Source organism: Clostridium niameyense, from assembly GCF_001243045.1.
GTDB classification, from domain to species: Bacteria; Bacillota; Clostridia; order Clostridiales; family Clostridiaceae; genus Clostridium_F; species Clostridium_F niameyense.
In genome coordinates, this window is the sequence record NZ_LN849007.1 from 420,461 (window position 1) to 442,225 (window position 21,765).

Genomic DNA, 21,765 nt, shown 5'->3' on the forward strand with positions numbered 1-21,765 from the left:
TACAGTTTGACATTATAAATATAAAAAAGTAAAATGTTATTAGTATTATAATAAGGAGGTGTATTTATGGATTTTTTAGATAAAATTGATAGTTATTCTAAAAGCAATAGAATAGCTCAGGTTTATAGAGATGATATATTAACTTATAAGGAATTAAAAGAAAAATCTGATGCTTTAGCTTTGTATTTTACGAAAAAACTAAAAAACAATAAACCAATTATTATATATGGACATAAAAGGAAAGAAATGATTATTTCTTTTTTAGCAGCTGTTAAATCAGGGCATGCATATATACCAGTGGATACGACTTTTCCAGTAAAAAGAGTGTATGATATTATAGACAACTCTGATTGTGAAGTAGTATTGAACCTTAGTGAAGAATATATTAAATATAATAATACTCAGGTTATGGAATTAGATGATATACTTAATGTTTTTGAAAAATTTAAAGGTAGACAAGTAGAGAGTAAAAATAGAGTTAAGAAAGAAGATGTATTCTACATATTATATACATCAGGAAGTACAGGAAAGCCAAAAGGGGTTAAGATAACTAAAGGTTGTGTTGAAAACTTTATAAATTGGTTTCAAAAGCAGTGCGTTGAAGGTGACGATTATACTACAGTTATGAATCAGGTATCATACTCTTTTGATGTTTCTGTTATAAGCTTATACATAGGACTATCTAATGGAAAAACTTTATATGTAATAGATAAACATATGATTAATGATTTTAAAGATCTTTTTGAAAATCTAAAAAAGTCAAAAATTTCTCTTTGGATCTCTACACCATCATTTTTGGAAATGTGTATAGTAGATAAAAATTTTAATAGCGAATTACTACCTAATCTGAATAAAATAGTAGTAGCGGGAGAGGTTTTAAATAAAAATTTAGCTGATAGGATATTTAATAATTTTCCTAATGTAAAACTTATAAATGGATATGGTCCAACAGAAACAACTGTTCTAATAACATCTACAGAAATAACTAAGGAAATGATGGAAAGTGAAGATGAATTTCCAATAGGAGTTCCAGGAGAAAATGTAAAATTAATTATTAAGGATAGTAACGGGGAAAATATAGAAGAAGACTGTAAAAAAGGAGAGCTATGTGTATCGGGGGAAAATGTAAGTGTAGGATATTACAATAATGATAAAGCCACTAAAAAGGCTTTTGGATATGAAGAGATTGATGGAAAGTTAAGCTGGATATATAAAACTGGTGATTTAGTATATAGGAAAAAGGGATTGTTTTATTATTCTGGAAGAAAGGACTTTCAAATAAAATTAAATGGATTTAGAATAGAATTAGGTGATATTGAAAAAAATTTATTAAAAATTGATTTTATAGAAAATGCAGTGGTTCTGCCAGTAAAGAAAGATAATAAAATAGTATATTTGGTTGCATTTGTAAAGTTAAATAGAGATTTTGAATTAAAGAATTTTCAAATTGCTATGAAAATAAAAGAGGAGCTTAATAAATTAATACCTAATTATATGATTCCAAGAAAAATAAAAATAAAAGAGGAATTCCCACTAAATACGAATGGTAAGGTTGACAGAAAATTATTGTTGGAGGATTTATAATGATACCATATAGTAACTTGTTATTTTTCTACTTAGCCTTTTTATTGTTAATACCTGCTTTTTTATTAGGTATATTCGAAAAACCCATAAAAAAGTATGGATTAATAGCAACTATAATTATGTTATTTTTATTTGTAGGCTCAAGTAAATTAGAGATGATATGTCTTATATGTTTTTATTTAGGACAAGTTATACTTTTAAAATTTTATTTATATATTCGAAGATTTAGTAAAAACATTTGGCATTTAAGAATAATTTTATTTTTAAGTTTGTTACCTTTAATACTTGTAAAATGTAATAGATTTATAACTGTTAAAACATTAGGATTTATAGGCATATCTTATGTAACTTTTAGGACAATAGAAATATTAATAGAGATATATGATGGACTAATTAAAGAAATAAGTTTAATAGATTATACTTATTTTATATTGTTTTTCCCTACTATTTTAAGTGGACCAATTGATAGATTTAGAAGGTTTAAATTTAACATAGATGAAAAGATATCAAGAAAAACTTACATAGAGGATTATTTTGCAGTTGGATTAAAAAAGGTGTTATTAGGAGCACTTTATAAATTTGTTATTGCTACATTTATATCTAATTTGTGGATGAATAAAATTCCAAGAGTACATACGTGTTCTAATATTTTGAACTATATGTATTCATATAGTTTATATTTGTTTTTTGATTTTGCAGGATATAGTTTGATGGCAATAGGTATAGGATATATTTTAGGTGTAAAGGTACCAGAAAACTTTAATAGACCATTTATTAGTAAAGATATAAAAGAATTTTGGAATAGATGGCACATGTCATTATCATTTTGGTTTAGAGATTTTATATATACCAGATTTGTAATGAATTCTATGAGAAAAAATAGATTTAAAAATAGATATACAGCATCTTACATAGGATTTTTTATAACTATGTTAGTTATGGGAATATGGCATGGAGTATATATTCATTATTTAATATATGGAGTGTATGAAGGAATTTTATTAGCTGGTACAGATTACTTTCAAAAAAATAGTAAGTTTTATAAACGAAATAAGAAGAAAAAATGGTATAAATACGTATCTGTATTTGTAACTTTTAATTTAGTATGTTTTGGATTATTAATATTTTCAGGATACTTATATAATAAATAATCAAAATTTAAGGGGGATTTTTTTATGGAACAAAAGGTTTTAGAAATTTTAGTAGATATATGTGGAGATGATGAAGTTACAGAAGATAAGGATATTAATTTATTTGAATCAGGACTTTTAGATTCATTAGGTATGATAGAATTATTAATAGAATTAGAAAAGGTTTTGAATATAAAAATACAACCTACAGAAATAAACAGAGAAGATATAGAAACTCCTAATAAAATTATTGAGTTAATATCAAAGAGGTAATAAATATAATGAAGAAATTAAAATCAATTTTTTTAGCAGTAATTTTGTTTTTTTCATCTTTATTTGTTTTAAATAGCTTTTTAGAAAAAAATATTAATAAATTTTATTCAAATGAGATATCTAGTATATATGGAAATACAATTAAAGATAAGGGACTTATATTGCAGAAAAAATCCATAGATAATAATAATTTAATGATATATGGGTCTTCAGAATTAGGTGTGAATATAGAACAAAATCCAGTAAAGTTTTTTCCAAATAAAGATAATAAATTTATTGTTGATTTGATAGGTCGAGGGTACTGTCAAAGTTTAAAACATGGTATTAATTTTGGTGCATTAGGCAATAAGTTAAATAATAAAGACGGAGTTTTTGTAGTTTCATTACAATGGTTTGTAGGTTCAGGTATTGATTCTCAACAATTTCTAATGAACTTTTCTGAGATGCAATTTTATAGAATTATGGATAATAAGCAAATAAGTAACAAAACCAAGAAAAAGATTTGTGAAAGAGTATATAAGTTAGTTGGAGAAGATCCTAATTTTAAACATATTTCTATGTATTGTAGTTTATATAGTAGCGGTAATTATGCCAAAAAGGTAGTATTTCAGTTTATGAAACCATATTATAGTTTAAAAAAATTAATACTTAAAACTGACGATAATTTAGAAGCATATAAGCTTGTTTTAAAGTATAAAGATAAAAGAAAATCTAGATTAAATGGTGAATTAAAGAATATTAGTTGGAGTCAAGAATTTGATAAAGCTGAACAACAGGGTAAAAATAAAGCTAATAATAATAAATTTTATATAAATAATGAATATTATAATAAGTATTATAAAGAAAAATTACCCGATTTGAAAAATACTTCTAAAAACACAGAATTATTAGTTTCAGAGGAGTTTCAAGATCTTGATTTAATGATGGATATATGTAAGGATATTAATTTTAAACCTATGTTTGTTTTAATGCCTACTAATGGAAGATGGTATGATTATATAGGAGTAGATAAGAAAAAAAGAGTTGAATTTTATGATAAAGTTTATAATAAAATAAAAGAGAGAGGATTTACTGTTTATAGATATGATCAGTATGAATATCAACCCTATTTTATGGAGGATGCTATGCATTTGGGTTGGAAAGGATGGTTAACTGTTGATGAGACAATTAGCAGATACTATAAAGAAAATGAAAAATAGTGTTTTTATAAATTCTATTATTTATTTTTTAATATTAATATCTATATTAATGGCAGGTATAATTTTTAAATGCGAGTATAGCTATGTGTATTCACAATTCTAAAAATAATAAAACAAATGAGGTTTCAAATATTTGAAACCTCATTTGTTTTATTGTTTTTTTACTACTTTTATAAATTCAACATTAGGATCTTCTGTACCTTGAACATATAATCCTGTTTCTTTTAATTCTTCAACATAATCTATAATTTCTTGAGTTATAATTTCTCCTGGACATAATACCGGAATTCCAGGTGGATAAGCTAGTAAGAATTCTCCACTTATCATGCCTACACTATTTTTTAATTCAATACATTCCTTATTGCTGTTAAAAGCATTTCTAGGAGATGTAGTACTTTTAGGTATTTCGGGAACATCTATGAATTTATTTTGTTTAGAATTTTTATTATAGTATTCTGTACTTATTTCTTGTAATGCAGATATTAATGTATCTATAGATTTTTTAGTATCTCCGAAAGAACCAACGGCTAGTACATTGTATAAGTCAGATAATTCTACTTGTATATGATATTTTTCACATAATATCATATCTAATTCATAACCAGTTATGCATAGGTCTCTACAAGTTATAGTGAGTTTAGTAGGATCTAAAGCATATACTCCAGGTTTTCCAAGTAATTCTTCTCCAAAACAATAAAATCCAGGGATCTTATTTATTTCTTCTCTAGCATAAGTTGTAAGCTCAATAGCTTTGTCCAAAAGCTCTTTTCCATGTAAAGCGATTTGTCTTCTAGCACAATCTAAAGATGCCATTAATATATAAGATGGAGAAGTTGTATGAAGTAAATTTAATACTTGTTGAACTCTATTTATATCTATTCTTTTAGAACGAACTTGAAGTAATGAAGATTGTGTCAGTGCACCTATTATTTTATGAGTACTTTGAGCACACATATCGGCACCAGCGTTCATAGCAGATATAGGTAATTTATTATTAAAACCAAGATGTGGTCCATGAGCTTCGTCTACAATTAAAGGAATATTATAACTATGAACGATTTTTGCAATTTTTTCTATGTCTGTTGATACACCGTAATAAGTTGGGTTTATTATTAAAACTGCTTTTGCATCTGGATTTTCTTGTAATGTTTTTTCAACTGTTTCAGGTGTAACATTATGGGCTATACCAACCCTTTTATCTATTTCTGGTTGCATATATACAGGTACGGCACCACTTAATATAATGCCGGCAGTAACAGATTTATGAACATTTCTTGGAATAATAATTTTATCTTTATCACCTACGACAGATAAAATCATAGCTTGTATGGCACCAGAAGTACCATGAATTGAGAAAAACGCTGCATCTGATCCGTAGGCATCAGCTGCTAATTGTTGAGCTTTTTTTATAGCTCCAGATGGATGATGTAGACTATCTACTAATTTAAAAACAGTTACATCAATTTTAAATGGGTTTTCTCCTATAAAATTTTTAAATTTCTCATCTATACCTTTACCTTGTTTGTGGCCTGGAACGTGAAAAGGAATAGTATCTCTATTTACATATTCCATTAAAGCATCAAATAATGGGGTTTCATTTTGATTTAATTTATACACCGCAATATGCACCTTCTTTCATAATAGTACTCCCGTGAAACTATGAAAGCTCAATGGTTCCCGTGGATATTTTCATTAAAACAATACTATTATAAGTTAAATGATATGTAAATGCAAGATAAATGCAGTATTTTAGTGAATATTTTTTAATTTGAATAATTAAAGCTATTTTGTAAATAATACAAAAAGCGGAGGGATGAAAATGGATAAATTAAAATTAAGTAAAAGAGAAAATAAAAGTGGAAATAATCTAAGAAAAAACGGAAAAATTCCAGGAGTTATTTATGGTGGAAAGTGCCAAAATACCTTATTTGAAGTAGGAGATATTGAATTGAATCGTTGTATCTTACAGGAAGGTGAACATGGAATAATAGATGTAAATTATGAAGGAAAAACTTATAAAACACTTATAAAAGAAGTACAGAAAGATCCCATAAATCATAATATAATACATATTGATTTAGAAAATGTAAAATCAGATAAAAATATAGTAAATACAAATATACCTATAACTTTTACGGGACAAGAATTCATCATGAAAAAAGGTGGGATTGTTCAAAAAGAAAAAAGCGTAGTAAAAGTAAAATGTAACGGAGAAAACATACCTAAATCTATAAATATAGATTTATCAAAGGCTAAGATAGGTAAAGCTTTAAGAATTTCAGATATGGAAGTTTCAAAGGATATAACGTTTATGGAAGATTTAGATACAGTTGTAGCATCTATATCTATAAGTTAGAGATTCAAATTATATACTGTTTTGTCTTAAAATAGGGGGAATATTAAATAAAATGTGTACTTAGTTGCTTATATATCATAGATATATATTAAGCGAATAAAATGGGGGGAATAGCTATATGGACTATAGATATAAATATAATTTATGGCTTAAGTCTTCTTTAGTGGATGATTTTACTAAAGAATCTTTAAAATCCATAACAGATGATAAAGAGATAAAAGATAGATTTTATAAAGATTTAGAATTTGGAACTGGTGGTTTAAGAGGGCTTTTAGGGGTTGGAACCAATAGAATGAATGTATATACCGTAGCTAAAGCAACTCAAGGATTATCAGATTTTTTAATAAATAAATATAAAGATAATATATCTGTTGCAATAGCGTATGATTGTAGGAATATGTCTTTAGAATTTGCTACAAAATGTTGTGAAGTTTTAACTGGTAATAATATAAAGACTTATATTTTTAATTATATTGTACCTACACCTATGTTGTCTTATGCAGTGCGAGAATTAAAATGTAATGCAGGAATAGTTATAACAGCATCACATAACCCTAAAGAATATAATGGTTATAAAGTCTATAATTCTAAAGGAGTTCAAATAACAGATTATTATGCTAATGAAGTATATAATAATATAGAAAAAATTAAGGATTTTTCCAAGATAAAATATATAGAATGTAAAGAAGCTAAAAAGAAAAAATTATATAATATAGTACCTATAAATATAATAAGTAGTTATTTTGAAAAAATAAAAAATAGTTTATTTAGGAATGATATGGTTAAAGAAAACAAAGAAAAATTAAAAGTAATTTATACACCACTTCATGGTACAGGAAATATACCCATTAGAAGAATTTTATGCGAGTTGGGATACAATAATGTATTTGTAGTAAATAAGCAGGAGAAACCTGATGGAAATTTTCCTACAGTAAAATTTCCTAACCCAGAATATAAAGAAGTTTTTAATTTAGCATTAAAAAAAGCTGAAAAGGTAGATCCAGATTTAATTTTAGGTACAGATGCGGATTGTGATAGGATAGGGGTAATGGTAAAGAATTCAGAAGGTAAATATATTGCTCTAACAGGTAATCAAATAGGAGTATTACTTACTTACTATATTATGGATTCAATGAAAGAATTAAGTAGAATGCCAGATAATCCTGTGATTATTAAAACTATAGTTACAACAAATATGATAAAGGTTTTAGCAGATAAGTATAACGTAGAAGTAGAAGAAGTTTTAACAGGTTTTAAATATATAGGTGATAAAATAGAGGAATTTAAGGACAAAAAAGATAAGGATTTTATTTTTGGATTAGAAGAAAGTTATGGATATTTATTTGGAGATTTTGTAAGAGACAAAGATGCTGTAATTACTTCTGCATTAATTTGCGAAATGGCCTTATATTATAAATTAAAAGGAAAAGATCTATATGAAGTAATGTTAGATTTATATGATAAATGTGGATATTTTCAAGAAAAACTCATATCTATAGACTTTAAAGGAATAGAAGGAAAAGAAAAAATAGAAATATTAATGGATAATTTTAGAAATAAGTATAATAGCTATATTGGAGAAAATAAAATAATTAAAAAGTCAGACTATAAAGCCAGTGTAGAAAAAAATATTTTAAATGGAAAACAAAAATCTATAAAACTCCCTAAATCAAATGTATTAGCATTTGTATTAGATAATAATTCATCTTTTATAATTAGACCTTCTGGTACAGAGCCTAAGATAAAAATTTATTTATCTTCAAAGGCTAATAATTTACAAAGTTCTATAAATAATATTAAAAACTTAGAAAAATCTATAAAAAAATTAATGAAACTATAACTTATTATTTAATAAGATATGTACAAACTTATTTTTGTACATATCTTAAATATTGTAGAAGCATTGTTTATTTATTAAGGTTGTTATACAATTATATTTAATAATAAATTATGGGTGTAGGTGGTGTAGAATGGATTTAAAGTCAAATTTTTCAGAAAAATTATCAAAAATATTATTTTTAGAAATAAAAAAACAAAAGGTATATGATATTTTTCATATTAAAGTAGATGAGAGTATTTATTTACCTATTAAATCGGATATGTTGTTAGGTGAAGTGAAAAGTGGAGATAACTTAGATAAAATACCCATGACTTTTTTTGTGGAGGGTATGTTTTATGTATTAGGTTGTGATGATAAGTTTAAGTTTAATAACATATATAAAGATATATTATTAAATATACCTAAAAGTTTAGATTACATAAAGGGAAGAATCTTTGACGAAGTTAAAAAAGAAAGTTATGAGGATGCTTATATATTACTTAATGGATTATCAAATATAGAATCTACAGAAGATGTATACGGTAAAATGATATTAGTACTTGAAAATTTAAGAAGAGTGAATCCTTTATATAAAGAAGAAGAAGTGAAAATTTTACAACAGGCTAAATCTATAAAAGGATATAATACACCTTATTTATATGATGCCATAATAAAAAGAGAAGATGGCAAATTCCAAGATGCTCTTAATTTACTAAATATATATATATCTATGGGAGGAGAACAAAATACACAAATAATAGAATTAAAAGATTCTTTAATGGATATAGTAGATTTAGAAACGGGAAGAGAATTTATGGATGAAGATCCCGTGGAAGCTTTAAAAAAATTGATACCTCTTTTAGACAAATTTGAGGAAGAACCTTCTATTTATTACTATGTAGCTATAGCTTATAGAAATTTAAAAAACCATGATAAGGCTATATATTATTTAAATAAAGCATTAGAAATAGATAATACTTTTATAGATGTAGTAAATGAATTAGCGATAAATTATGCTTCACTTGGAAATTATGATATAGCTATTTCATATTTAAGAAAAGCTTTTGAAGTAGAGAAATCTATAGAAATATGCACAAATCTTATAATGTGTTATATAAATAAGGGAGATTTAGAATCTGCTATAAAGCATATAAATATAGCTAAAAAGATAAATCCTAATGATGAAATATTAAAGGAAATAGAAGGAAACTTACGAAAATATAAAAACTAATTATTAGATAATTATATTTAATATTAACAATAGATGAGAGGAGAATATATTATGAGGGTAAAAAAAGCGGTAATACCTGCAGCCGGATTAGGTACGAGATTTCTACCTGCTACTAAGGCACAACCTAAGGAGATGCTACCTATTGTAGACAAACCAACAATTCAATATATAATAGAAGAAGCAGTAAAATCAGGTATAGAACAAATATTAATAATAACAGGAAGAAATAAAAGAGCAATAGAAGATCATTTTGATAAATCTGTAGAGTTGGAAAAAGAATTAGAAGAAAAAGAAAAAAATGAAATGTTATCTATGGTTAAAGATATATCTAATATGGCAGAAATTTATTATATAAGACAAAAAGAACCTAAGGGACTAGGTCATGCTATAAGTTGTGCTAAAACCTTTGTAGGAAATGAACCTTTTGCTATAATGTTAGGGGATGATGTAGTTTATAGTGAGGTTCCTTGTCTAAAGCAACTTATAGATTGTTATAATGAATATCAGACTACTATAGTAGGTGTTCAAGAAGTACCAGAAGAAGATGTACATAAATATGGAATAGTAAAGGGCAATTTTATAGAAAATAATGTTTATAAGATAAAAGATCTTATAGAAAAGCCTAATAAAGAAGAGGCACCTTCTAATATAGCTATATTAGGAAGATATATAATAAGTCCAACTATATTTGAAATTTTAGAAAACACCTCTCCTGGAAAGGGTGGGGAAATACAACTTACAGATGCTTTAAAAACATTAATTGAACGAGAAGCTATGTATGCATATAGTTTTGAGGGAAGAAGATATGATGTGGGAGATAAATTGGGATTTCTTCAAGCTACAGTGGAATATGCATTAAGAAGGAAAGAATTGAAGTATGATTTTGTTAGATACTTAGAAAATTTAAGGCTTAAGGAAGAATATAAAGAAATAATAAAGAAATAATTTAAATTTTAAGGCCTACAGTTGTTTTTAGTAGGTCTTAAAATTTTAAAATAATTTAATATTTTTGCTTAAATATTATTTTTATTATACGATAAAAGGGAATGTATATATTTTTTTAAGAAAGGATGTAAGTGATGCTTAAAGGAAGAAAAAGGACAATATTTAGTTATATTATAATATGTATGTTTTCTCTTTTGATATTTTCTTCTAATACAAAAGCCGATGGGACAAGCGGTCTCACTAGTATAATGGGACAAGCTCAGTTAAGTAAAGATCAAGCTTTTGAATATTTTAGAAGTAGAAATACAAGTAAAGATGACAAATATATTAGGGAGTTTATTTCAATTGTATGGGAAGAAGGACAAGCTGAGGGAGTTCGTCCAGATGTAGCGTTTATACAAATGATGAAGGAAACGAACTTTTTAAAGTTTACGGGAGATGTAAAAGAGGAACAAAATAATTTTGGTGGAATAGGTGCCACTGGAGGAGGAGTGCAAGGTTCTTACTTTCCAAATGTTAGGATAGGCATTAGAGTAGTTATCCAACATTTAAAGGCTTATGCTAGCAATAAAAGTTTGGTAAATGCTTGTGTGGATCCTCGTTTTCAATATGTATCAAGGGGGATATCACCATATGTAGAATGGTTAGGTATAGGAGAGAATCCTAATTATCCAGATAGAGGATGGGCAGCTGATAATAATTATGGTAAAAATATAATGGAGATGCTGAATTCTGTAAAACCACACAATACAGGACATTATGTGGCTAATATAGAAACCTTTGATATTATGTTAGGTAAGAACTATATATCAGGAACTAACAAATTAGATAAAGGAAAAACTTACACAATAAAAGGTTATGCAAATAGCCAAAATGGAGTATTATATGAATTTTGGGTAAAAGATCTATCTACAGGGAATTCAACAAAAATAAGAAATTATGGAGAAGATAGGTATGCCAATTGGACTCCAAACAAAGATGGAAGATATGAAATAACAGTAAATGCAAAAGATAAATATAGTAGTCAATCAGTAGATAGTAAATGTAGTAAGACATTTGAAATAAGTCAAAGAGCAGGAAAAGCAAGTATAGAAACTTTTGATATTATGTTAGGTAAGAACTATATATCAGGAACTAACAAGTTAGATAAAGGAAAAACTTACACAATAAAAGGTTATGCAAGCAGTCCAAACGGAGTATTATATGAATTCTGGGTAAAAGATTTATCTACAGGGAATTCAACAAAAATAAGAAATTATGGAGAAGATAGATATGCCAATTGGACTCCAAATAAAGATGGAAAATATGAAGTAACAGTAAATGTAAAAGATAAATATAGCAGTCAATCAGTAGATAGTAAATGTAGTAAGACATTTGAAATAAGTCAAAGAGCAGGAAAAGCAAGTATAGAAACTTTTGATATTATGTTAGGTAAGAATTATGTATCAGGAACTAACAAGTTAGATAAAGGAAAAACTTATACAATAAAAGGTTATGCAAGCAGTCCAAACGGAGTATTATATGAATTTTGGGTAAAAGATCTATCTACAGGAAAATCAGTAAAAGTAAGAAATTATGAAGAAAATAGATATGCCAATTGGACTCCAAATAAAGATGGAAAATATGAAGTAACAGTAAATGTAAAAGATAAATATAGCAGTCAATCAGTAGATAGTAAATGTAGTAAGACATTTGAAATAAGTCAAAGAGCAGGAAAAGCAAGTATAGAAACTTTTGATATTATGTTAGGTAAGAATTATGTATCAGGAACTAACAAGTTAGATAAAGGAAAAACTTATACAATAAAAGGTTATGCAAGCAGTCCAAACGGAGTATTATATGAATTCTGGGTAAAAGATCTATCTACAGGAAAATCAGTAAAAGTAAGAAATTATGAAGAAAATAGATATGCCAATTGGACTCCAAATAAAGATGGAAAATATGAAGTAACAGTAAATGTAAAAGATAAATATAGTAGTCAATCAATAGATGGTAAATGTACTAAAACATTTGAAATAGGAATAAAGCAAGGAAAAGCAAGTATAGAAACTTTTGATATAATGTTAGGTAAAGACTATATATCAGGGACTAACAAGTTAGATAAAGGAAAAACTTACACAATAAAAGGTTATGCAAGTAGTCCAAATGGAGTATTATATGAATTCTGGATAAAAGATTTGTCTACAGGAAATATTACAAAAATAAGAGATTATAAAGAAGACAGATATGCAAATTGGACTATAAATAAAGATGGAAGATATGAAGTAATAGTAAATGTAAAAGATAAGTATAGTGCAAAAGAATTAGAAGGAAATATATCAAAAACTTTTAATGTGGGAAATGTTTCCTTTGGACTTACCGGAAAAACTATTGTTTTAGATGCAGGTCATGGTGGCAAGGATTCAGGAGCTGTATCATCTGCTAATACTGGTAATATAAAAGAGGCAGATTTAACTCAAAAGATTACATTAAAGCTAGGAACATTGCTAAAGAATGCTGGTGCTAATGTTATATATACTAGAGATAGAGTAGATAATTGGCACTATCCTACTGTAGCAAAAAACTTAGATGATAGAGTAAAAGTAGCTAATAATTCTAATGCTGATTTATTTATAAGTATACACATAGATGCAGCAGATTCATCATCTGCTCACGGTTGTGGTACTCATTATAGTACTTATAGACCTGGATTAGATAACTCTGGTGTGTATGAGTCAGGTGGAATATATTATGATAGAACTCCTTGTGATGTAGCACTTAAAAGTAAGATATTAGCTCAATTAATTGTAGACGAAATATCATCATTAGGTTTAAGTAATAGAGGTATAAGTGATCATAATCTTTATGTTACTAAAAATACTAATATGCCTTCTGTACTTGTAGAATGTGGATTTATTTCTAATGATGCAGAAGCTAGAAGATTATCTAGCGATAGTATGCAAAGTCAAGTTGCTAATAAAATATATAAAGGTGTTGTAAAGCTATTTGGCATATAGCTTTGTAATATAAAAAACTGTTGACACTATTTTGTCAACAGTTTTTGTTCTTATATTAAAGATATTTAATATAAAAGCTTATTTAAACAAACATAATACAAAAAATTGTTGAATAATTTTATTAATGATGTAAAATAAATAAGTAGAGTTTGATTAAAGGAAGTGAGCTCATGAGAAAAGATAGGAAGTTAATTATTTGTGATATATTTTTAATAATTCTATCATTATATTTAGCTATTTTATTGAGATTTGATTTTGGAATGGCATCCATATTAGAATTAAAAAAATATATGGTATTTTTTAGGTCATCAATAATACCGGTAATTATAATTACTTTAATATTTAACAAAATATTTAACTTGTATAATAGTATATGGAAATATGCATCTATAGAAGAACTAATATCTATAATTTATTCAGTATCTATATCTAATATTATTTTTATAATATATAGTTATTTTATAAACTATAAAATATTTGAAAGTAGTTATTATAGATTTCCATTTACTGTACATATTATATTCTGGATTTTATCTATTGTATCATTAGGTGGATTAAGATTTATATGTAGAGTAATTGAAGATAAAAAAGATGCTAAAAATCATAAATGTACTTGTGAAGGAAAAAGAAAAAAGCTTTTAATAATAGGGGCAGGGGATGCAGCTGCTTTGATTATAAAAGAAATAAAGAGAAATGATGTGTTAAATTATAATATAGTCGGATTAATAGATGATAATATTAATAAAAAGGGTAAACATATAAATGGTATACCAGTTTTAGGTGGACGTGAAGATATTAATAAAATAACTCAAAATAAGAATGTAGATGAAATAATTTTAGCTATACCATCTGTACCTATAGAAGAAAAAAGAAATATACTTTCTATATGTAAGAATACTAAATGTAAACTAAAAACACTTCCAGGAATGGATGAAATAATAGATGGAAAAGTTAATATGAGTAAATTAAGAGAAGTAAATATTGAAGATTTGCTTGGACGTGAAGAAGTTAAATTAGATAATAGCAATATAAATAAATACATAAAAGATAAAGTTATACTAGTAACTGGAGGAGGAGGATCCATAGGATCAGAGCTTTGTAGACAAATAGCTAAGTTCTCTCCTAAAGAGTTATTGATACTAGATATATATGAAAATAATGCTTATGACGTTCAAATGGAATTAAATTATAAATATCCGGATTTAAATAAGGAAGTAATAATAGCTTCTATAAGAGATAAAAAAAGATTAGAGGAAGTATTTGAAGAGTATAAACCTAATGTAGTATTCCATGCCGCGGCTCATAAACATGTACCATTAATGGAAGGAAATCCAGCAGAGTCTATTAAAAATAACATAGTAGGTACTTATAATGTAATACAGTGTTCAGATAAATATAAAGTGGAAAAATTTGTTCAGATAAGTACAGATAAGGCTGTTAATCCTACTAATATTATGGGTGCTACCAAAAGATTCTGTGAAATAATGATTCAAGCTTATGATAAAGTGAGTAAAACAGAATTTGTAGCTGTAAGATTTGGAAATGTTTTAGGAAGTAATGGATCAGTTATTCCTTTATTTAAAAAACAAATATCTCATGGAGGCCCTATTACTGTAACTCATCCAGAAATAAATAGATACTTTATGACTATACCAGAGGCAGCTCAATTAGTTATACAGGCAGGAGCTATGGCTAAAGGCGGAGAAATATTTGTATTAGATATGGGAACACCAGTTAAAATTGCAGATTTAGCTAAAGATTTAATAACTTTATCTGGATATAAACCAAATGAAGATATAAAGATAGAATATACTGGACTAAGGCCAGGAGAAAAATTATATGAAGAACCATTGATGGATAAGAGTGCTTTAAATTCTACAGAGCATAAGAAAATATTTATTGAAAAACCTAAAGATACTAATGTAGAGTTTGTAGAACAATCTATAGAGGAATTTAAGAAAGTAGTATATAAGGATAAAGAAACTATATTTAAATTAGTAGCTGATAAAATTCCAACTTATTCAAGGAAAAAGAATAATTAATAAATGGTAGTAAAAGAATAGTTTTTAATAATATTATAATATTATTAATATTTAAGTGACAAAACAAAAATCATATATTATAATTTTAAACATATGGACGTTTTTACTAGGAGGGATAGAAAATGTCACAATATAAAGAAGTTTTATTAGAAAGATTGAAAAACAAAACAGCTAAACTTGGAGTAGTAGGATTAGGTTATGTTGGACTTCCTTTAGCTGTAGAAAAAGCGAACGCAGGTTATGAAGTAATTGGATTTGATGTTCAAGATAAAAAAGTAGAAATGGTTAATGAAGGAAAGAATTATATAGGAGATATAGTTGATGATGAATTAGCAGCTTTAGTTAAGGATGGAAAACTAAGAGCTACTACAGATTTTTCTTTTGTAAAAGACGTAGATGCATTAGCGATATGTGTTCCTACGCCACTTGATTTATATAAACAACCAGATATATCTTATGTAGTGAGTTCAACTGAAAGTATAGCTAAATATTTACATAAAGGTATGCTTGTAGTTCTTGAAAGTACTACATATCCTGGAACTACAGAAGAGATCTTAAAACCTATTTTAGAAAAATCAGGATTAAAATGTGGAGAAGATTTTTATTTAGCTTTTTCACCAGAAAGGGTTGATCCAGGTAATAAACAATTTAAAACTAAAAATACACCTAAAGTTGTAGGTGGTTGTACAAAAGATTGTATAGAAGTTGCAGCTATGCTTTATAGAAGTGTATTACAAGGAGAAGTATATACTGTATCTTCACCAGCAGTAGCAGAAATGGAAAAAATATTAGAAAATACTTTTAGAAATATAAATATAGGATTAGCAAATGAAATGGCTATTCTATGTAAAAAAATGAATATAGATGTTTGGGAAGTTATAGATGCAGCCAAAACAAAACCTTATGGATTTATGGCCTTTTATCCAGGTCCAGGTTTAGGAGGACATTGTATACCACTAGATCCTTTCTATTTAGAGTGGAAAGCTAAAGAATATGATTTCCATACAAGATTAATAGAAGTATCTGGAGAAATTAATGATAGAATGCCGGAATTCGTAGTAGAAAATGCTATGAAACTATTAAACGGAGCTAGAAAGCCAATGAATGGCTCTAAAGTATTATTGCTTGGAGCAGCTTATAAAAATGATATAGATGATATGAGAGAATCACCAACTCTTAAAGTTATAGAACATTTAGAAAAAAATGGTGCTGATATAATAGTAAATGATCCATATATATCTGAATTTGAACATAAGGGAAAACTATATAAATCAATAGATTTAGATAAGGGATTAGAAGAAGCAGATATAGTAATTATAACAACTAATCATAGTTGCTATGATTATGAAAAGATAGTAGAAAAAGCTAAGATACTTTATGATACAAGAAATGCTACTAAAGATGTTAAAAATAACAGAGAAAAAATACACAAACTATAATATTAGATAATTAAAATATATAGGATAAGTCTGCAAGACTTATCCTAATTGTGAAATGGGAGGGTATTAAAATGAAAAAATTGAAATTTGCAATAATTGGTTGTGGAAGAATTTCATACAAACATGTAGAAGCTATAGTTAATAACAAAGAAGAAGCAGAATTAGTAGCAGTTTGTGATGTTATTGAAGAAAAGGCAATAGAAAAGAAAAATGATTACTTATCTAAAATAGGGGAAGAAGTATCTGTATCAGTTTATACAGACTATAAAGAAATGTTAAATAAAGAAGATATAGATGTTGTTACTATAGCTACAGAAAGTGGATATCATCCAGAAATAGCTATTAATTGCTTAGATGATAAAAAACATGTAATCTGTGAGAAACCAATGGCATTATCTATAGATGATGCAAATGAAATGATAGAATGTGCAAAGAAAAATAATGTTAAGCTTTGTGTAAGCCATCAAAACAGATTTAATAAACCAATACAACAATTAAGAAAAGCTGTAGAAGCTGATAGATTTGGTAGATTAGTAAATGGAACAGCAAGAATACTATGGAATAGAAATATGGGATACTATAATCAAGCGCCATGGAGAGGAACTTGGAAACTAGATGGTGGAACATTAATGAATCAATGTATACATAATATAGATTTACTTCAATGGATGATGGGTGGAGAAATAGACACAGTATATGCTCAATGTGATACTTTCTTAAGAGATATAGAAGCAGAAGATTTTGGTGCTATAGTAATTAGATTTAAAAATGGGGCTATTGGTATAGTAGAAGGTAGTGCATGTGTTTATCCAAAGAATTTAGAAGAAACTTTAAGTATTTTTGGAGAAAAAGGTGCAGTGGCTATAGGTGGCCTTGCAGTTAACAAAATAGAGACTTGGAGATTTGAAGATGGAGCTGAAAATGAGGAAGAAAACATATTAAAAGCTCAAGAAGGCGATCCAGATACAGTTTATGGTTTCGGACATAATCCACTATTTAAAGATATGATAGATGCTATAAATGATGATAGAGAACCATTAGTTAGTGGAGAAGAAGGTAAAAAGGGAATGTCAATAATACTTGCAGCGTATAAGTCAAGACTTACAGGTATGCCAGTAAAATTCCCATTAACAAATTTCTCTACAATGGATATGATAGATGTGCAAAAAATAAAATAGTAAAAGCAGAAAAGTCACTATTGGAATAGAAACTAATATTAAAAATATTAGTTTCTATTTTAATAGTGATTTTTTATTTGACTATTAAATAAAATTGTAAACTATTTGTAACTGAAAAAATTCACAGTTTTAGTGTACAATTAACCATAGGTAATACAATTCCAATTATTAAAAATACTTATTGAAAATTATATGGATTTAATAGAAAGTTATAAATTTGGATATAATTACGAAAGGTTATAGTTATATTAATAAAAAATCAATAAAATCATAAAATTATATAAACAATTAAGTTTCGTAAAATAAATGGGGAGTGAATATTAAGAATATGAAAACAGGCAAATCATTTAACAGATGCGATGAGGGCATTAAATTTATATTGAAGAGTATTATTTTAAATAATAGATTTAAGTATTATGATTATTATATAAAGCTAGCTAAGGAAAAAGGTTATGTAGTAACATCTTTTAAGGATTTCTTGGAAAATTATAAGGATAAAGATAGAAAAGTTATGATATTAAGACATGATGTAGATAACATAGGGGAAAATGTAAAAGAGATGTTTAAAATAGAAAAGGAGAATAATGTTAGATCTACATATTATTTTAGATGGTGTACTTTTAACTCTGATTTAATTAGGGATATGGATAAATCAGGATTTGAAGTAGGACTTCATTATGAGACTTTAGCAACATATTGCTTAGAAAATAATATAGATAAAGTAGATGTAGATATAATAAATATATGTAAAGAAAAATTAAAAGAGGAAATAAAACTCTTTAAGGATAGAACAGGTGTAGATATAAAAACAATAGCTAATCATGGACATGGAAAAAATATAGAGATAGGTGTATCAAATAATATTTTATTAGAAAATGAACAGTATAGCAGCTTTGGGATTATAAGTGAGGCTTATGATAAAGATTTTTATAAACACGTAGATAAACATATAATGGATACTAATATATTAACCAATTTTGGTTTTGCATATAAAAGCAATCCTATAGAAAGTTTAAATAGAGGAGATAAGGTAATAGTATTTTTGGCACATCCAGAACATTGGAAGTTTGATTTTATAACTAAATTAAAATTAATAGTTAAGTTAATATTAGGAAGGTTTACATTAAGCACTAATAGAGAGTTCAAAAGAATAGAGAATAAAGGTATCTAATTATAAGTAGTACAAATAATATCATGGTGAGTATTATAATATAACCCAAAATGGTTAGAATACTTTATAATATAAGATATAATAGTAACAAATTTAAAAATAATAAAGAAAAAATGCACAAATTCTAGTGCTAAATAATGAATAATTAGGATAAGTCTTTTAGGCTTATCCTAATTATTATATTGAGAAAAATTGACACAAAAAATAAAAAAATAAATTATTTAATAACTTTTACATTAAAATTTTTAAATTACCATCAAAATATGATAATATATTAGGGTGGTAATTTAAAAATTTATTTATAAATATAGGAGTTGAAAATATGGAATTAAATTATATATCTGAAAAAGCTAAGGTAGGTTCCAATACATCTATAGGAAAATTTGTTGTTATAGAAGATGAAGTAGTAATAGGTGAAAATTGTATTATAGGAAATAATGTTGTTATACATAAAGGATCTATAGTAGGATCTAATGTAAGAATAGATGATAACACTATAATAGGTAAAGAACCTATGAGATCTGTAAATAGCATATTTAAAGATGATAAGAAGTTTGATGCTTGTAGAATTGCAGACGAGTGCTTAATAGGCGCAAGTACAATAATATATGTAGGATGTACTATAGGTAAAAAAACATTAGTTGCAGATTTAGCGGTTATAAGAGAAGATGTAACTATTGGAGAAAAGACTATAATAGGTAAAGGAGCAACCATTGAGAATTATTGTAATGTAGGTTCTTTCTGTAAAATACAAACAAATGTATACTTAACTGCATATTCGGAAGTAGAAGATTACGTATTTATAGCACCTTGTGTAGTTACATCTAATGATAATTACGCTGCTAGATCTAAAGAAAGATTCGGAAAATTTAAAGGGGTTACAGTAAAAAAAGGTGGAAGAATAGGAGCAGGGGCAGTAGTATTGCCAGGGAAAACAATAGATGAGGATGGATTTGCAGCAGCAGGTAGTTTAGTTACAAAAGATGTAGAAAAGGGTAAGATAGTTTTAGGCAGTCCAGCAAAAGCATTTAGAGATGTACCAGAGGATCAATTGCTTAAAAATCAATAGATTAACAATAAAATGTGTTGTAAAAAATGGAGTGTGTAAATTATGAAATTATGTATGATAACTTCAGGACATAGTCCTTATGATGATAGGATTTATTATAAGGAAGTATTAAGTCTGAAAAAATATTTTTCAGATATATTTATAGTGGCTTCATATGATAAAGATTGTATTACGGATGAAACAATAAAAATTAAGTATTTTAAAAAGAAAAAAGGTATGATTGGAAGAATAAAAAACCTAAAAGATATGTATAAAAGAGCAATGGAGATAAAAGCTGATATCTATCATGCACATGAACCAGATTCATTATTAATTGCATATCTGTTAAAAAGAAAGTTAGGATGTAAGGTTATATATGATTCTCATGAATATCATCCAGAAGCTTTCTCAGAACATTTTAAATTTGGAAAAGGAATTATAAAAAAAATTATATACAATTATGAAAAATTTGTGTGTGCAAGGATAGATGCAGTTATATCAGTAAATGATTTATTAGTAGATAAATTTAAGAGATTTAACCATAGAGTATTATTACTTCCTAATTATCCTGTATACAATAAAGAATTTTTTAAAGAATATAATGAAAAACCTACGTTTATATATGTAGGAGGATTAAGAGAAGATAGGGGAATATTTAAAATTCTAGAGGCTATATATAAGGTGGATTGTGATTTTAAATATTATTTTGTTGGTGGATTTGAAACTAAAGAGTTTGAAGAAAAAGTTAAAAATTTAATAAGTAATAAATCTGAAAAGAAAGATATTGAATTTACTGGACAAGTTTCTCATATGGAAGTATTTAATTATTTAAAGAAAGCTCATGCTGGATTTGTTTTATTACAACCAACAAATTGGAGGTATATAAATTCAGAACCTATAAAGTTGTTTGAATATATGATAAGTAATACAGCTATTATAGCTAGTGATTTTCCTATGATGGAGAATATAATTGAAAAATCACAGAGTGGTGTATTAGTAGATCCTAATTCGGTAGATAAAATAGGAAAAGCTATAAAAGCATTAGGTGAGGATTTAGACAAAACTAAAATTATGGGAGATAACGGTAAAAAAGCTGTTGAAGAATTTTACAATTGGAGTATCTGCGAGGATAAACTATTAAAATTATATAATGAATTATATTAAATTTTAATAAAAATATTTAATGATGCGTACAACATATAGAAGAAAAGTGAGAGGTTAGTGAGGAAATGGAGAGTATTGATGTAATTTCAAAGAATTTTAAATTTCTAATATTATTATTAAATGTGTTTTTACTTTTAATAGCTAGTATTTTTAATAGTACATTAATAGTAGTTAATTTGTTTAGTTTTAT

Annotated in this window: 16 protein-coding genes; 15 read left to right on the forward strand and 1 reads right to left on the reverse strand. The window is 26.6% G+C overall.

From position 1 onward, the window contains the following. Positions 1-66 precede the first annotated feature (66 nt). From dltA to dltD, 4 genes are read left to right on the forward strand one after another with little or no spacing between them, the layout of a single operon-like run. Positions 67-1,584 carry a D-alanine--poly(phosphoribitol) ligase subunit DltA gene (gene dltA / locus BN1711_RS02995; protein WP_050606704.1) on the forward strand — a complete coding sequence of 506 codons (1,518 nt, stop codon included), beginning with the start codon at positions 67-69 and terminating at the stop codon, positions 1,582-1,584. Further along, complete coding sequence (gene dltB, locus BN1711_RS03000; RefSeq protein ID WP_050606705.1) at positions 1,584-2,735, forward strand: D-alanyl-lipoteichoic acid biosynthesis protein DltB; 1,152 nt, start codon at positions 1,584-1,586, stop codon at positions 2,733-2,735. The genes dltA and dltB overlap by 1 nt, the downstream gene beginning before the upstream one ends. Positions 2,736-2,759: 24 nt before the next feature. Continuing rightward, a complete protein-coding gene (gene dltC, locus BN1711_RS03005; protein WP_050606706.1) occupies positions 2,760-2,987 on the forward strand; it encodes a D-alanine--poly(phosphoribitol) ligase subunit DltC in 228 nt (75 codons plus the stop codon). 8 nt (positions 2,988-2,995) lie between these two features. Next, positions 2,996-4,186, forward strand: coding sequence for a D-alanyl-lipoteichoic acid biosynthesis protein DltD (gene dltD, locus BN1711_RS03010; protein WP_050606707.1), 1,191 nt, complete (start codon positions 2,996-2,998; stop codon positions 4,184-4,186). Positions 4,187-4,336: 150 nt separating this feature from the next. Here the strand turns inward: dltD and BN1711_RS03015 are convergent, their stop codons facing one another. Further along, the gene (locus BN1711_RS03015; protein ID WP_050606708.1) at positions 4,337-5,803 is read right to left on the reverse strand and encodes an aminotransferase class I/II-fold pyridoxal phosphate-dependent enzyme; all 1,467 of its coding nucleotides are present in this window, start codon (positions 5,801-5,803) and stop codon (positions 4,337-4,339) included. Positions 5,804-6,005: 202 nt separating this feature from the next. Here BN1711_RS03015 and BN1711_RS03020 point away from each other — a divergent pair, with 202 nt between their 5' ends. The 11 genes from BN1711_RS03020 (at position 6,006) to BN1711_RS03070 (ending at position 21,575) form a co-directional block, all read left to right on the forward strand. Beyond that, positions 6,006-6,542, forward strand: coding sequence for a 50S ribosomal protein L25/general stress protein Ctc (locus BN1711_RS03020; protein ID WP_050606709.1), 537 nt, complete (start codon positions 6,006-6,008; stop codon positions 6,540-6,542). A 118-nt stretch (positions 6,543-6,660) separates the two neighbouring features. Next, positions 6,661-8,382, forward strand: coding sequence for a phospho-sugar mutase (locus BN1711_RS03025; RefSeq protein WP_050606710.1), 1,722 nt, complete (start codon positions 6,661-6,663; stop codon positions 8,380-8,382). 130 nt (positions 8,383-8,512) lie between these two features. Further along, positions 8,513-9,592, forward strand: coding sequence for a tetratricopeptide repeat protein (locus BN1711_RS03030; RefSeq protein ID WP_050606711.1), 1,080 nt, complete (start codon positions 8,513-8,515; stop codon positions 9,590-9,592). Between the two features lie 51 nt (positions 9,593-9,643). Continuing rightward, positions 9,644-10,537, forward strand: coding sequence for a UTP--glucose-1-phosphate uridylyltransferase GalU (galU, locus tag BN1711_RS03035; RefSeq protein WP_050606712.1), 894 nt, complete (start codon positions 9,644-9,646; stop codon positions 10,535-10,537). A gap of 182 nt (positions 10,538-10,719) precedes the next feature. Next, positions 10,720-13,533 carry an N-acetylmuramoyl-L-alanine amidase gene (locus BN1711_RS03040; RefSeq protein WP_243128192.1) on the forward strand — a complete coding sequence of 938 codons (2,814 nt, stop codon included), beginning with the start codon at positions 10,720-10,722 and terminating at the stop codon, positions 13,531-13,533. 170 nt (positions 13,534-13,703) lie between these two features. Then, positions 13,704-15,575 (forward strand): polysaccharide biosynthesis protein, encoded by a 1,872-nt coding sequence (locus BN1711_RS03045; RefSeq protein ID WP_050606714.1) that lies wholly within the window; start codon positions 13,704-13,706, stop codon positions 15,573-15,575. Between the two features lie 122 nt (positions 15,576-15,697). Then, a complete protein-coding gene (locus tag BN1711_RS03050) occupies positions 15,698-17,014 on the forward strand; it encodes a nucleotide sugar dehydrogenase (RefSeq protein WP_050606715.1) in 1,317 nt (438 codons plus the stop codon). Between the two features lie 71 nt (positions 17,015-17,085). After that, complete coding sequence (locus tag BN1711_RS03055; protein WP_050606716.1) at positions 17,086-18,192, forward strand: Gfo/Idh/MocA family protein; 1,107 nt, start codon at positions 17,086-17,088, stop codon at positions 18,190-18,192. 328 nt (positions 18,193-18,520) lie between these two features. Continuing rightward, positions 18,521-19,363, forward strand: coding sequence for a polysaccharide deacetylase family protein (locus BN1711_RS03060; protein WP_050606717.1), 843 nt, complete (start codon positions 18,521-18,523; stop codon positions 19,361-19,363). Positions 19,364-19,685: 322 nt separating this feature from the next. Then, positions 19,686-20,432, forward strand: coding sequence for an N-acetyltransferase (locus tag BN1711_RS03065; protein ID WP_050606718.1), 747 nt, complete (start codon positions 19,686-19,688; stop codon positions 20,430-20,432). A 42-nt stretch (positions 20,433-20,474) separates the two neighbouring features. Beyond that, positions 20,475-21,575, forward strand: a complete 1,101-nt coding sequence (locus BN1711_RS03070; protein WP_050606719.1) for a glycosyltransferase family 4 protein — start codon at positions 20,475-20,477, stop codon at positions 21,573-21,575. Positions 21,576-21,765: the final 190 nt, after the last annotated feature.